Below are 13,271 nucleotides of genomic sequence, written 5' to 3' on the forward strand. Positions count from 1 at the left end.
CCGCTGGCCCGAGGGCCACCGGTGCCGGCCGGTTGATCAGGCGAATGCGCAGGCGGTGCCGTTGAGTGTGAACGAGGACGGTCGCCCGGTGTTTCCGGTATGGGTGGCCTGGAAGCCGAAGTCGACTGAGGAGTTCGGTGCGATCGTGCCGTTGTAGGAGACGTTGCTGGCTTTGACCGGTCCGCTCAGCGGGGAGTAGGTGGCGTTCCAGCCATTCGTGATGGTCTGCCCGCTGGGCAGCGTGAACGCCAGCGTCCATCCGTTGACCGTCGTAGTGCTGGTGTTGGTCACGCTGATGGCCGTGGTGAGCCCGGAGTTCCAGGCGTTGACCGTGTACGTGACCCGGCATCCTGTCGTGGGTGGTGCGGTGGTGGGTGGTGCGGTGGTGGGTGGTGCGGTGGTGGGTGGTGCGGTGGTGGGCGGCGGTCCGCCGTTGCCTCGTACCAGGACGCCCACCCCAACCGGGCCGAAGCTCAGCCCGGTGGCCGGGTCGGTCGCGGTGTAGGTGAAGTTTGCCAGCCCGCTGTAGTTCGTCGCCGGGGTGAAGCGGGCGGTGCGGCCGTCACCCAGCAGGGTGACCGTGCCGTTGCGACCGGAGGCCGCGGTGAAGTTCAGGTTCGATCCGCCGTTGAGGGCGCGCAGGTCCACGTCCACGGAACCGTTCCGGTCGACCACAGCGTGGCCCTCAGCCAACCAGTTCAGGTAGTTCTCGAGCATCGTGTAGCCGGCCGCGTCGGTGTTGTTCCGGTCCGCGGCGTTGCTCGGGTTGAGCCCGAGGGCCTGCTCCCAGTAGTCCGGCATGCCGTCACTGTCGGTGTCGGTGGGCGCCGGCTCCGAGACGAGAGTGGGCCAACCGCCGACGTCAGAGACGTTGTTGATGATTCTCCCGTTTTGCTGGCGGACGGAGTCGATGATTCGTCTGTCGACCGAGTCGCGACGCCACGGCATTGCGCCGCCCTGAGCAAGCACTCGCGCGTATGCCGCGCCCGCGGAATCGGTCGTTACCGGCGGGACGGGCCACTCGTTGCCGTGTTTGGTGTAACTGCCGCAGAACATTCCCCACCCGGTGTCGCTACCGTCGACCCGGCCGTTCCTGTTCAGGTCGATCATGTTGCCTGACTGGTAGTTCTGGAGACTACCGCCGCTGTCCATGGCACATGTCTCAGTCGAGTTCGGCCCGGCCACGAGGTAGTTGTTGACGTAGTTCAGCTCGATCCGGCCGTCGTCGCTGCCGCTGTAGCCGGCGGCGTAGCCCCAGTTGGAAAAAACGTTGTTGCGCAGGTCCAGCCGGAAACCGGGGTCTGGGGCGTCGGTACCCGGACGCGGGTTGCGGCTGACGTTGTTCGCCCACAGGTTGTGGTGCCAGGAGTACGTGGTGTCGTGTGCGGAGGCGATGATGCTGCCGAAGCCGTGGTTGGCGCGGTTCAGCGCCTCAGAGATGATCGTGTTTTGTACCGTCAGATCTTGAACATCGCGACTTGCCGAAATCACCTCGTCCGATCCCCATGACGCGGATACGTGGTCGATGATGATGTTGCGGCCAGACGAGATCCACATGCTGTCGCGCGAGTCGTTCGCCCCGGTGCGCAGCCGGATGTGACGGATCACCACATCATGTGCGCCGTTGCCGATGCCGATGGTGTAGTTGCGGATCGCGATCCCATCGCCGGGCGCGCTCTGGCCGGCGATCGTTATGTTCGACTTGTTGATCCCGAGGTTTGAGTTCAGTGCGATCGTGCCAGAGACCTTGAACAGAATCGTCCTACCGCCGGCCGGCGCGCTGTCGATGCCGGCCCGTAGCGACCCGGCGCCGCTGTCAGCGAGTGTGGTCACGTAGTAGACGTCACCGCCACGGCCGCCTTTGGCGTTGGCTCCCGCTCCCTCTGCCCCGGGAAAAGCGGGTGGGACTGCCGCCGCTGCGGGTTCCGAGTCCGCCGCTGCCACAGCGCGTGACGCGAGGGTGGACTCAGCGCCCAGCGCCGGACCGACAGTGACCACCATCGCTGCCACTGTGAAGACTGCCCACCGCCGGCTGCGCCGGCGGACCGACAGGATTTCACCTGCTTTCATCCTTGCCTCCTCTTGGGGTGTGCAAACAGGAGATCGGGATGCATCGAGGCATCCTGAGGCGGGCTCCAGTGGAGCGCCCCGGTGGACGAGCCATGATCGTCCACCGTCCCGTCATGAGTGGCTGTCCGGTCGCGGCCTCGGCTGACCGGCATCGTCGCCATGAATATTCAGATATGCATGAATATCGATGTGCGCGGCTAAGGGTAGCCTTTGTTGGGGTGGATGTCAAGGTAGAGGCGGTCCGTCAAGATCTCCGCTTGGTGTGGGTTCCCTGCGCGGCCTGCGTCTGGATGGATCCTCATGCGCTGTCGTCTTGCGAGATGGCGTCTCTGTTGACGGTTGATGGGTGCTGGCCTAGGCTGGAGACCACGACCAAACAGCCGCAGGAGACCGCCATGATCCGAGTTCCGCAAGGTGCTGGATTGCTGGTGCGCGGTTACGAGGAGCCGCTGCGGGTCCACCCGCCGCGTGAGGGCATGCGCCCCGGGACCGCTGCCGGGGACCCGCAGACCCCGTTCTGATTGTCGAGTACGCCCGACCGTCGCACCCCGGCACCTGACACACGCCGTGGACACGGCGGGCACGCCACCCCTGTCCTGACCGAACCGGTCCGCGCACGCCACCACGCGTAGTACCCGGGACACCGGCCGACTCTTCCATCAGAACCGACGACCCTCGGAGCGCATCATCATGACGACCGCAATCGACCTGGCCCCGATCTCCGGCCCGTCCGCCTGGCGCGGCGACGAGCTGAGCGAGTCCACCGAATGGATCTACCACCTCAGCGACGCCGAGCGGACCGAGTTGGAGACCGTCGGGCGCAAGTTCGTCGCCGACGACCCCGACCTGCGTACGGTGACCGCCGCCGACTACCCGCTGCCGGTCTGCGCCGGCCTCAACGCCGAATGCGCCCAGCAGATGGACTCGGGCCGCGGCTTCATCCTGGTGCGCGGGCTGCGCACCGAGGAGTACGGCGACACCCTCGCCGGCGCGATCTTCTTCCTGATGGGGCTGCACCTCGGCGTACCGATGGGGCAGAACCAGATGGGTGACGTGCTCGACCACGTCATCGCCACCTCCAACAAGACCCTCGACGACCCGTCGGCGCTGCCGTCTCGGGTGCGTGACCGGCTGCCGTTTCACTCCGACAGCTCCGACGTCGTCGCGCTGATGTGCCTGCGCGCCGCCAAGGACGGCGGGTCGAGCAGCCTGGTCAGCGGCACCACCATCTACAACGAGATTTTGCGCCGTCGGCCCGACCTGGCCCCGCTGCTGTTCGAGCCGTGGCACTGGGACTGGTACAAGCAGGACCACGACGCCCCGGCCAAGACCTACCTGTCACCGATCTGCAGCTACGTCGACGGCGTCTTCAGCACCTACGCCGGCAGCTCGATGATCTTCTCGGCGCAGGACTACCCGGAGGTACCCCGGCTCACCGAGGCCCAGATCGAGCTGCTGCACCTCTACGACGAGATCGCCCAGGAGCCGGGCCTCGCGCTGGACATGGACTTCCAGCCCGGCGACGTGCAGTGGCTGCTGAACTATGCCGCTCTGCACTCGCGGACCGGCTACGTCGACTACCCGGAGCCGGAGCGTCGACGGCACCTGCTGCGGCTGTGGCTCAAGCGCGACGTCGGCCGCCCGCTAGTTGACGGATTCGGTAAGAACGTGGTCACCGACCGCAGCGCGGCGGCCGTGGTGCCAGGTGGCCGGTTCAAGATCGCCGAGGCCGCTGAGCCGAACTTTGAGTGGGGCAGCTGACCTCACCCGCCGATACGTGGACGGCCCGCCGCGCTCCAAAGTCGTAGCGCAGCGGGCCGCCCGCATTCCCACTCCCGCTGACCAGCACACTGGCGGGTATGAATTTTCGCCAGACGTACGAGTCGGCTGCGTCGACCTACGCCGAGCTGGTCCATCGGGTGCCGGCCGACCGCTGGACCGGTCCAGGACTCGGTGAATGGTCCCTTGCTGATCTCGTCGGCCACACGGTCAGTGCGGCGCTACGTCAGGTGCCCGAGGTGCTGGCCACGGCCGGGCAGGCCGTACTGCCCACCACCGGGCCGGTGCCCGCGCCGGCCACTGCGCCGACGGTCGGAGTCGCCTCGCCGGAGGCCTACTGGGCGGCCCGGTTCGGCGTCCCGGCCGAGGCGCTGGCGGCGGCGGTGGCCGCGTCGTCGGCGAGTTCGCGGCACCGGCCCTCGCCGAGACGGCCGCGCAGGCAGCCCGGCTCGCCGCCGTCGTGGGTGACGGACCGCTGGTGCTGCGAGCGCTGACCGGCCGAGGCACGTTGCCGCCGGGCTTCGCCGTCGTGTAAGTCCGGTATTTCCCAGGGGTCAGAGGTCGAGCACCAGGCGGTCGGAGCTGCACCGGCCGACGCAGATCATCATGCTGCGGCCGGCGGCCCGTTCGCCCTCGGTGAGCAGCGAGTCGCGGTGTTCCGGCGTACCCGCCAGTACCCGGGTCTCACACGCCCCGCAGTAGCCCTTCTCACAGTCGTAGGTCAACCCGGGCACGGCCTCGCGCAGTACCGCGATCATTCGCTTGTCCTTCGGCACCCGCAGGGTCACCCCGGTGCGGGCCAACTGGACGTCGAACTCGGTGTTGGCCGCCGGGTCGAACGCCACCTCCAGGTCGTCGCCAGCGGCAAAGCGCTCCACGTGCAACTGCCCGGTGCGTCCGGCGTCGGCACACACCTGCTCCACCGCGTTGATCATCGCGCCGGGTCCGCAGCAGTAGACGGCGGTGCCGTCGCCGACGCCACCGATCAGCCCGGCGAGGTCGGGCAGCCCGGCCTCGTCCTGCGGCAGCAGCACGGCCCGGTCGCCAGCGAGGGCGGCCAGTTCGTCGGCGAAGGCCATCGAGACCCGGCTGCGGCCGCCGTAGACGACCCGGTACGGTGTGCCGCGTCGGACAGCTTCGCGGACCATGGCGAGGATCGGGGTGATCCCGATCCCGCCGGCCAGGAAGAGGTACTGGTCGGCGTCGACCAGCGGGAAGTGGTTACGCGGGCCGCGTACTGTCAGCGTCGTGCCGGCGGCGGCGACGGCGTGCAGCTCGACGGAGCCGCCGCGCCCGGCGGTCTCCCGCAGCACGCCGATCCGGTAGCCGCCGGTGTCGGCGGGATCGCCGCAGAGCGAGTACTGCCGGACCCGGCCGGACGGCAGCCGCACTTCCAGGTGGGCGCCGGGTGCCCAGGCCGGCAGCGGTGCGCCGTCGGCGGCGGCCAGCCGTACCTCCAGCACCTCGTCGGCGGCCCGGGTGACCGCCGCGACGACCAGTTCCCGGTCGCCGCCGGGGCGGGTGAGCGCCGGGGCGCCGCCGGCCGCCGCGTCGGCGGCGCGGCGGCCGGCGGTGAACACGGCCGGGATGGCGTCCCAGCCGGTCTGGTTGCCCTTGGTGGGGTAGCCGACGAGACCGTCCTCGACGACCTGGTAGTCCGGCAGCCGGGTCAGCACCTGGGTGATCATTTCGCGGAACATCAGCCGGGCCAGGTGGGCGCCGGCGCACCGGTGGCTGCCGATGCCGAAACTGAGGTGCCGGGTGGCGTCGCGGTCCAGCCGGACCTGCTCCGGCTCGGGGAAGACCGCCGGATCGTGGTTGGCGGCGACCCAGGGGATCAGGATCCGTTCGCCGGCGCTGACCGGGCAGCCGCCGACCTCGGCGTCGGCGCGTGCGGTGCGGGCCATCGACTGGGACGGCGCGAAGACCCGCAGGAACTCCTCGGTGGCGCCGTCGAGCAGGTCGGGTGAATCGATCAGCCGTTGCCGCTGCTCCGGGTGGCGGCTCAGGTGCACCAGGGTGGAGCCGGTCAACGAGGTGGTGGTGTCCACCCCGCCGGCGATCAGCAGGCCGATGACGGAGACCAGTTCGTCGACGCCGAACAGTTCGCCGTCGGGTCGGCGCTGGGCGACCAGGTAGCTGACCGCGTCGTCGGCCGGCTCGGCGCGCCGGGCGTGGATCAGTTCCCGGATCCGTTCGTCCATGTATGCCAGGCCCTGGCCGCCCCGGATGGCCCGTTCGCTGCCGGGCAGGGCGGCGAAGATGTCGTGGATCGGCTTGGCCAGCTTGGGCCATTCCGCTTCGGGGAAGCCGAGCCAGTCCAGGGTGACGGCGGCCGGCAGCGGGTTGGTCAGGTCGCGGACGAAGTCGACTGAGCCTTCGGTGACGAAGTCGTCGATGATCCGGGTGGTGTGCCGGGCGATCATCGGGGCGAGTTTCGCGACTGCGTCCTGGGTGAGCAGCGGGTTGATCAGGTCGCGGTAGTCGCCGGCGGCCGGCGGGTCCAGCTCGATCGGGTACTGCTCCAGGCCGGGCCCGCGCGGGATGACGATGGCGGTGCCGTCGCCACCGGCGGTGGCGCGGGCCGAGGAGAAGGTGTCGTCGTCGCGGGCGACGCGGACCACGTCGGCGTACCGGGTGGTGTAGACGAAGCCACCGTGCGCGTCGGTCCGGCCGACCGGGCACTTTTCCCGGTACGCCCGGTAGTAGCCGACCGGGTCGGCGTTGCACTCGGCGGAGTGGTGGTCGAACGGTGCCGCGGACTGCGGGTCGGACGGACCCGCGATACGAGATTCAGTCATGGCGGGCGAGCTCCACATGTGCTGACTGCCGCGCGGTGTTTCCCAGCCGCGCCACTGGGTGTCTGGAGCCGAGGGTAATCCCACTCACATGGCGAGACAACGTTTCGCAGTGGGACACGGTCGGGTCAGAGCGTCAGGACGGCCTTGCCGACGGTGCCGGAGCGTACCGCCGTCACCGCATCGTTGATCTGCTCGAACGGGTAGTAGCTGAGCAGCCGGTCCACCGGGAACCGGCCGGCGGTGTGCAGGTCCAGCAGCCTCGGCAGGAACACCTGGGGCAGGCTGTCGCCGCCGATGATCCCGGTGACGCTGCGCCCGTTGAGGATGCTGCGCCAGTCGAAGCTCATCCGTTCGCTGGGGCCGACCCCGACGACGCCGCACCGACCCAGCGGGCCGAGGGATTCGACCGCGGTCCGCAGCACCTCCTCGCGCCCGGTGGCGTCGATGGCGAAGTCGAAGCCGTACGGGGCGATCGCGGCGAGCAGTTCCTTGGCGTCCCCGGCGCGCGAGTCGACGCCGTGGGTGGCGCCGAGGAGCCGGGCGGTGTCCAGCTTGTCGGCGTTGACGTCGACCGCGGCGATCGTGGTGCAGCCGGCGATCCGGGCGGCCAGGATCGCCGCGACGCCGACCGAGCCGGCACCGAAGACGACGATCGACGACCCGACCGGCGGGCGGAGCACGTTGAGCACCGCGCCGGCCCCGGTGCCGAAGCCGCAGCCGAACGGCCCGACCAGCCGCAGGTCGATCTCCTTGCTGATCGGCACCACGGCGCGGGCCGGGGCGACCACATGGCTGGCGAACGACGACTGGCCGAGAAAGTGTCCGTTGACCGGTTCGCCGTCGCGCGACAGCGCGCTGCTGCCGTCCGGGCGGCGGCCGGCGAAGTTGACCGCGTCGAAGCTGCGGCAGTACGCCGGGCTGCCGGTCAGACAGAGCGGGCAACTGCCGCACGAGGTGAAGCTCATCGCCACGTGGTCGCCGGCCGAGACCCCGGTGACCCGCTCGCCGACCTGCTCGACCACGCCGGCACCCTCGTGGCCGAGCACCGCCGGGGTGGGAAAGAAGTTGGCGAACTCCAGGTCGGTGCCGCAGATACCGACGCTGTGTACGCGTACCAGCACCTCGTCCGGCCCGGGTCCGGCCAGGTCGAGCTCCTGCAGGGTGAACGGTGCACCCGCGCTGTCCAGTACCGCCGCCGTGACCCGCACGCAAATCCTCCCGGTGTACTCACAAAGCGAGACTGCATCTTGACATGCGGAACATGGAGGGTCAAGGATTCCACCATGGCTGACCTGGACATCCCCGCTGCCCGCCAGCTGATCGACGGTGCCTGGGAGGCGGCCGCCGACGGTGGCGAACTTCCGGTGCTCGACCCGGCGACCCGGCAGAGCATCCAGCCGGTCGCCCGGGCCCGCGCCGGCGACGTGGACCGCGCCGTCGCCGCCGCCCGTCGGGCAGCCCCCGGCTGGGCCGCGACCTCGCCGAGCGAACGCGGCGCCGCGCTGCGCCGGTGGGCCGACCTGATCGCCGCCCACGTCGAGGAGCTCGCCGCCCATGAGGCCCGTGACGTGGGCAAACCCCGTTCTGGCGGGCGGCTCAACATCTACATCGCGCAGGGCATCGTCGACTACTTCGCCGGCGCGGCCGACAAGCTGACCGGGGTCACCCTGCCCACCCGTACCCCTGACTACTTCGGTTACACCCGCCCGGAGCCGTACGGCGTCTGCGCGGTGGTGATCCCGTGGAACGTGCCGTCCGTGCTCACCGCCGCGAACGTCGCCCCGGCGCTGGCCGCCGGCAACACCGTGGTGCTCAAGCCGTCCGAGATCGCCCCGCTCGCCCCGTTCGCCCTGGCCGAGCTGGCCCGGCGGGCCGGGCTGCCGCCCGGGGTGCTCAACGTGGTGACCGGGCTCGGCCCGGAGGCCGGCGTGGCGCTGACCGGCCATCCGGACGTCGACCACATCAGTTTCGTCGGTTCGACCGGCACCGGCCGGGCGGTGATGCGGGCCGCCGCCGAGCACCTGGTCCCGGTGAAGCTCGAACTCGGCGGCAAATCGCCGAACGTGGTCTTCGCCGATGCGGACCTGGACACCGCCGTCCCGGCGATCGTCGCCTCGATCACCGAGAACGCCGGCCAGAACTGCTATGCCGGCTCCCGGCTGGTGGTCGAGGAGTCGGTCCGGGCGGAGGTGGTCGAGCGGGTGGCCGCCGCGATGGCCGAGATCCGGGTCGGGTCGTGGGAGCAGGACCTGGACATGGGTCCGCTGGTCAGCCAGGCCCAGTACGAACGGGTCCGGGGGTTCCTGGCCGAGGCGCCGGGCGCCGGGGCGCGGCTGGTCACCGGCGGGGAGTCGGCCACGGCCGCGTTCGGCGACGGCTGGTACGTGGCCCCGACCGTGTTCGACGGCGTCAACGAGACGATGCGGTTGGCCCGCGAGGAGATCTTCGGCCCGGTCCTGGCCGTGCAGGGGTTCCGGACCACCGAGGAAGCGGTGTCGATCATGAACGGCACCGACTTCGGCCTGCTCACCTGCGTCTGGACCTCCGACGTGTCCCGGGCGTTGCGGGTGGCCGGCCAGGCCCGCAGCGGCCAGGTGGCGGTCAACCAGTTCCACGATGTCGGGGTGATCGGGTTCCCGTTCAACATGCAGAAGGAGAGCGGGTTCAGCCGCGGCGGCGGGTATGCGGCGCTGCGCGAATACACCCAGGAGAAGGCCGTCGCGGTCCGGCTGCTCGATCGAACGTCGACGTGACCGGGGCGGCCGACCTTCCGGTGCCGGCCCGGCCCCGGCTGGCCGTCGCCGCCGAACCGACGCCGGCCCAGTTCGCCCAGTGGCTGACCGACCTCGCGTTCGGCGGTGCCGGCTGGCCGGTGCTGCTGGCCCGGCTGGCCGAGGCCACCGGCCGTGACTGCCGGTTGGTTGCCGAGACCGGCGAACTGCTGGCCGCCAGCGGCAGCGCCAGCGGCAGCGCCGTCGTCGACCCGGAGGCGCTGCGTGGCGACCGGGTGCGGTGTGCCGACGGCTGGCTCGGCCGGTCGGTGCCGGTCGGATCCGGCGGCCGGCGGCTGGGCGCCCTGCTGCTGGCCGAGCCGGTCGGGACCGGCCAGCTCGACTACGCCCGGTCCGCGGTCACCGCGTTGCTCATCGAGGCGGTACGCCGGGAGCCGCCGCAGTCGCCGGCGCCGGTGGGGGCCGACGGGCTGCTGCGGGCGCTGCGGGACGGTACGGGTGACCGGTCCCCGGCCGGCCAGGCGAACCTGGTGCGGGCCGCAGCGGCGTACCGGTGGCGGCTGGACCAGCCACACGCGGCGGTGGCGCTCGGCTACACCGGCGCTCAGCGCCGCCGGTGGGCGTCGGCGTTGACCTGGCTGGACCGGCCGGTGCTGGCCGACGGGCGGCTGGGCTGGACCCTGCTGCAGGGCGACGCCGAGCGGGAGGTGGCTCGGCTGCGCAGCCGGTTGGAACAGATTGTCGGTGCCGGTCAGGTCCGGGTGGCCGGCGGCCGGTCGGTGACCGGCCCCGCCGCGACCCCGGACTCGTTCCGGGACGCCCGGCTGTTGCTGCGGCTGCTGCTGCACCGCAGCCCGGCGGCAGAGCTGACTGAGCTGCCGTTCGAGCGGGCCGGTCTGGCGCAACTGCTGCTGGCCGTGCCGCAGGACCGGCTGCGCTGGTACGTGGACCTGCACCTGGGGCCGATCGCGCAGCGGGACGACCTGCTCCGCACCCTGGACCACTGGTTGGCAACCGGGGGAAGCAGGCAAGCTGTGAGTGAACAACTACATTTGCACCGTAACTCCGTCGGCTACCGGGTGGGTCTGATCAAGCGGCTGCTGGGGGTGGACCCGTTGCATCCGTCGACCGCTGCGGTGCTGCGTACCGCGCTGGTCGCGCGGGAGCTGCTGATCGCCATCGCTGATGGCGGGTAACCGCAGGTCGATGGCGACTTCCGCCCGGTTGCGCCGGCCTGGATCACAGGCACGTTACGTAGCTGAGCCAGTTTCGGTCGAGGCGTTGACAGGCCGCCGGAGCGCAGGCAGAGTACGTCGCTAAGCAGCACGAATCACAATGCAAGACGGCATATTGTTTGGTAGACCGGTGGAGGTCAGTGTGCGAGCGATGGTTCAGACCGACTTCGGTGGCCCCGAAGTCGTGCGGCCGCGCGCCCTGCCGGACCCCGAGCCCGGCCCGGCCGACGTCGTCGTCGCCGTCCGCGCCGCCGCGCTGAACCGTCTCGACCTGCTCCAGCTGCGCGGGCCCGGTCTGCTGCCCGGCTTCACGCTGCCGCACGTCGCCGGCATGGACGTCGCCGGACAGGTGGTCGCCGTCGGCACCGAGGTCGGCACGCTGCGTACCGGCGACCGGGTCGTGCTCGACCCCACCATCGGCTGCGGGCACTGCCCCGCCTGCGTCGGCGGCAACCCCGGCTACTGCCGTACGCTGCGCGTCGTCGGCGGCAACCGCCCCGGCGGCTTCGCCGAGTACGTCGCCGTACCGGCCGCCGTCGCCCACCGGGTGCCCGACCACGTCGACCTGGCCGACGCCGCCGCACTGCCCACCGCCTGGAGCGTCGCCTGGCACGCCCTGCACCGGGTCGGCGCCCTGCGCCGCGGCGAATCCGTCGTGATCCAGGCGGCCACCAGCGCGGTCAGCATCGCCGCCATCCAACTCGCCCGTGCCAGCGGTGCCTGGGTGATCGCGGTGGCCCGCAGTGAGGCCAAACGGGCAGCCGCCGTATCGTTCGGCGCCGATGTGGTGCTCGACCTGAACGACCTGACTGCCGCCGGGGTTCGGGAACACACCGGCGGGCACGGCGCCGACCTGGTGCTGGACCACGTCGGGGCGGCCACCTGGGAGAGTTCCCTGGCCAGCCTGCGTACCGGCGGCCGGCTGGTGCTGCTCGGCAACACCAGTGGCGACCAGGTCAGCCTGTCGCTGGCCCAGGTCTACCACCAGGGCCTGCGCCTGCTCGGCGCCGGCGCGTACGCACCAGCCGACTTCGCCGCGATGCTCGACGCCTACTTCACGGGCGGGCTGCGGGTGGTCCGGGGCACCGAGTACCCGCTCGCAGATCTGCCTGCGGCGTACGCCCGGTTGGAGTCCGGTGACCTCGTCGGCAAGATCCTGATTCGGCCATGACCGCGCCCACGCCTGCGGCCCCGACCGCCGCCTTTGAAACCGGCACCGCCGCCCCCGCAGACCTACTTGTCGTCGACGCTGACATCGTCACCATGGCCCCCGGCCGGGAGGTGGTCACGGGCGGCGCGATCGCGGTGGTCGACGGCCGGATCGCCGACATCGGCCCGACCGGCGCGCTGCGGGTCGCGTACCCGCAGACCCCGGAGCTCGACGCGGCCGGCTGCCTGGTCGTCCCCGGCCTGGTCAACGCCCACCAGCACACCACCGCCGACCCGCTGATCCGCAGCGGCATCCCCGACGACGTCCCCGCCCAGCAGGCGATCTTCGACTGGATCGTGCCGCTGCACGCCGCCGTCACCGGCGACGACGACGAACTCTCGGCCACCCTCACTGCCGTCGAGGCGCTCAGCTACGGCGTCACCACCCTGCTCGAACCGGGCACCGTGGCGCATCCGCTGCGGGTCGCCGCCGGGCTGCGCGCCGCCGGCATCCGGGGCCGGGTCGGCCGCTGGGGCTGGGACACCGCCGACGCCCCGTACTCGATGCCGGCCGCCGACACCCTCGCCGCGCAGGCCGAGACGGTCACCGCGCTGGCCGGCGACCGGCTGGTCACCGGCTGGGTCACCCTGGTCGGCCACGACCTGGTCAGCGACGAACTGTTCACCGGTGCCGCAGAGCTGGCCGAGCGGCTCGACGTGCCGATGACCTGGCATCTGTCGCCCAGCGCCGAGGACCCGGCCGGGTACGCCGTCGCTGGCCGCCCCCGCCCGGTGCTGCACCTGCGCGACCTCGGCGTGCTCGGCCCCCGTCTGCTGCTCGGGCACGCCGTCTGGCTCGACGACGACGAACTCGACGTTCTCGCCGGCAGCGGTGCCGCCGTCGCCTCGTGCCCCGGTGCCTACCTGCGACTCGGCCAGGGCTTCACCCGGGCGGGCCGGCACACCGAGCTGCGGCGGGCCGGCGGTCGGCTGGCGTTGGGCTGCGACTCGCACAACGCTGGCGACACCCCGGACGTGTGGCGGGCCGCCCGGCTGTTCGCCGGGCTGGACCGTGACCGCGGCGCGGCCGAGCCGCTGCCCGCCGACGAGATCTTCGCCCTGGCCACCGTTGACGGCGCCGACGCCGTCGGGCTGGGGCGGTTGACCGGTTCGATCGAGGTCGGCAAGGCCGCCGACCTGGTCGTACTGGACACCCGCACCATCGCGTGGACCCCGCGCGGGGACCTGGCCACCCAGCTCGTCTGGGGCGCGGCCAGCCACACCGTGCGGGACGTACTGGTCGACGGCCGGTCGGTGGTCCGGGACCGACGGATCACCACCGTCGACGTCGACGCCCTGCGGGCCGAGGTCGCGTCGCGCGGCGCGGACCTGCTCCGCCGGGCCGGCATCGACATCCCGCATCGCTGGCCTGCCGTGCCGGCGACCGAGTACCGCGCGCACCGGACCGGACCGGCCGGCGCGACGCCTTCAAGGTGAAAGGAACA

General features: G+C 71.3%; 10 protein-coding genes. 7 read left to right on the top strand and 3 right to left on the bottom strand.

Translation table 11 applies throughout. From position 1 onward, the window contains the following. Positions 1-36: 36 nt before the first annotated feature. Positions 37-2,070: a cellulose binding domain-containing protein gene (locus ACFHWS_RS07600; protein WP_416552551.1), complete on the bottom strand. Its 2,034-nt coding sequence runs from the start codon at positions 2,068-2,070 to the stop codon at positions 37-39. Positions 2,071-2,465: 395 nt separating this feature from the next. Between ACFHWS_RS07600 and ACFHWS_RS07605 the strand changes: the two genes are divergently transcribed. From ACFHWS_RS07605 to ACFHWS_RS07615, 3 genes are all read left to right on the top strand, one after another. Continuing rightward, entirely contained in the window at positions 2,466-2,591 is a 126-nt protein-coding gene (locus ACFHWS_RS07605) for a hypothetical protein (protein WP_255500449.1), read from the top strand. 169 nt (positions 2,592-2,760) lie between these two features. Next, on the top strand, positions 2,761-3,831 hold the full coding sequence (locus ACFHWS_RS07610) for a TauD/TfdA family dioxygenase (protein ID WP_416552553.1): 1,071 nt from the start codon (positions 2,761-2,763) through the stop codon (positions 3,829-3,831). A 98-nt stretch (positions 3,832-3,929) separates the two neighbouring features. Then, positions 3,930-4,343: a hypothetical protein gene (locus ACFHWS_RS07615; protein ID WP_416552555.1), complete on the top strand. Its 414-nt coding sequence runs from the start codon at positions 3,930-3,932 to the stop codon at positions 4,341-4,343. A gap of 60 nt (positions 4,344-4,403) precedes the next feature. Here ACFHWS_RS07615 and ACFHWS_RS07620 read toward each other — a convergent pair whose 3' ends face one another. Continuing rightward, positions 4,404-6,650: a cytochrome P450 gene (locus tag ACFHWS_RS07620; protein ID WP_416567884.1), complete on the bottom strand. Its 2,247-nt coding sequence runs from the start codon at positions 6,648-6,650 to the stop codon at positions 4,404-4,406. A 125-nt stretch (positions 6,651-6,775) separates the two neighbouring features. Next, a complete protein-coding gene (locus tag ACFHWS_RS07625) occupies positions 6,776-7,858 on the bottom strand; it encodes an NAD(P)-dependent alcohol dehydrogenase (RefSeq protein WP_416552559.1) in 1,083 nt (360 codons plus the stop codon). Between the two features lie 75 nt (positions 7,859-7,933). On the opposite strand from ACFHWS_RS07625, the gene ACFHWS_RS07630 reads away from it, so the two are divergent. From ACFHWS_RS07630 to ACFHWS_RS07645, 4 genes are all read left to right on the top strand, one after another. Next, positions 7,934-9,403 carry an aldehyde dehydrogenase family protein gene (locus tag ACFHWS_RS07630; protein ID WP_416567885.1) on the top strand — a complete coding sequence of 490 codons (1,470 nt, stop codon included), beginning with the start codon at positions 7,934-7,936 and terminating at the stop codon, positions 9,401-9,403. Next, positions 9,400-10,578 carry a PucR family transcriptional regulator gene (locus ACFHWS_RS07635; RefSeq protein WP_416567886.1) on the top strand — a complete coding sequence of 393 codons (1,179 nt, stop codon included), beginning with the start codon at positions 9,400-9,402 and terminating at the stop codon, positions 10,576-10,578. Before ACFHWS_RS07630 ends, ACFHWS_RS07635 begins: the two co-directional genes overlap by 4 nt. A gap of 190 nt (positions 10,579-10,768) precedes the next feature. Further along, positions 10,769-11,788 carry a zinc-binding dehydrogenase gene (locus tag ACFHWS_RS07640; RefSeq protein ID WP_416567887.1) on the top strand — a complete coding sequence of 340 codons (1,020 nt, stop codon included), beginning with the start codon at positions 10,769-10,771 and terminating at the stop codon, positions 11,786-11,788. Further along, positions 11,785-13,263, top strand: a complete 1,479-nt coding sequence (locus tag ACFHWS_RS07645) for an amidohydrolase family protein (RefSeq protein WP_416552567.1) — start codon at positions 11,785-11,787, stop codon at positions 13,261-13,263. Before ACFHWS_RS07640 ends, ACFHWS_RS07645 begins: the two co-directional genes overlap by 4 nt. Positions 13,264-13,271: the final 8 nt, after the last annotated feature.

Source organism: Micromonospora sp. LOL_013 (genome assembly GCF_048060315.1).
GTDB lineage: Bacteria > Actinomycetota > Actinomycetes > Mycobacteriales > Micromonosporaceae > Micromonospora_E.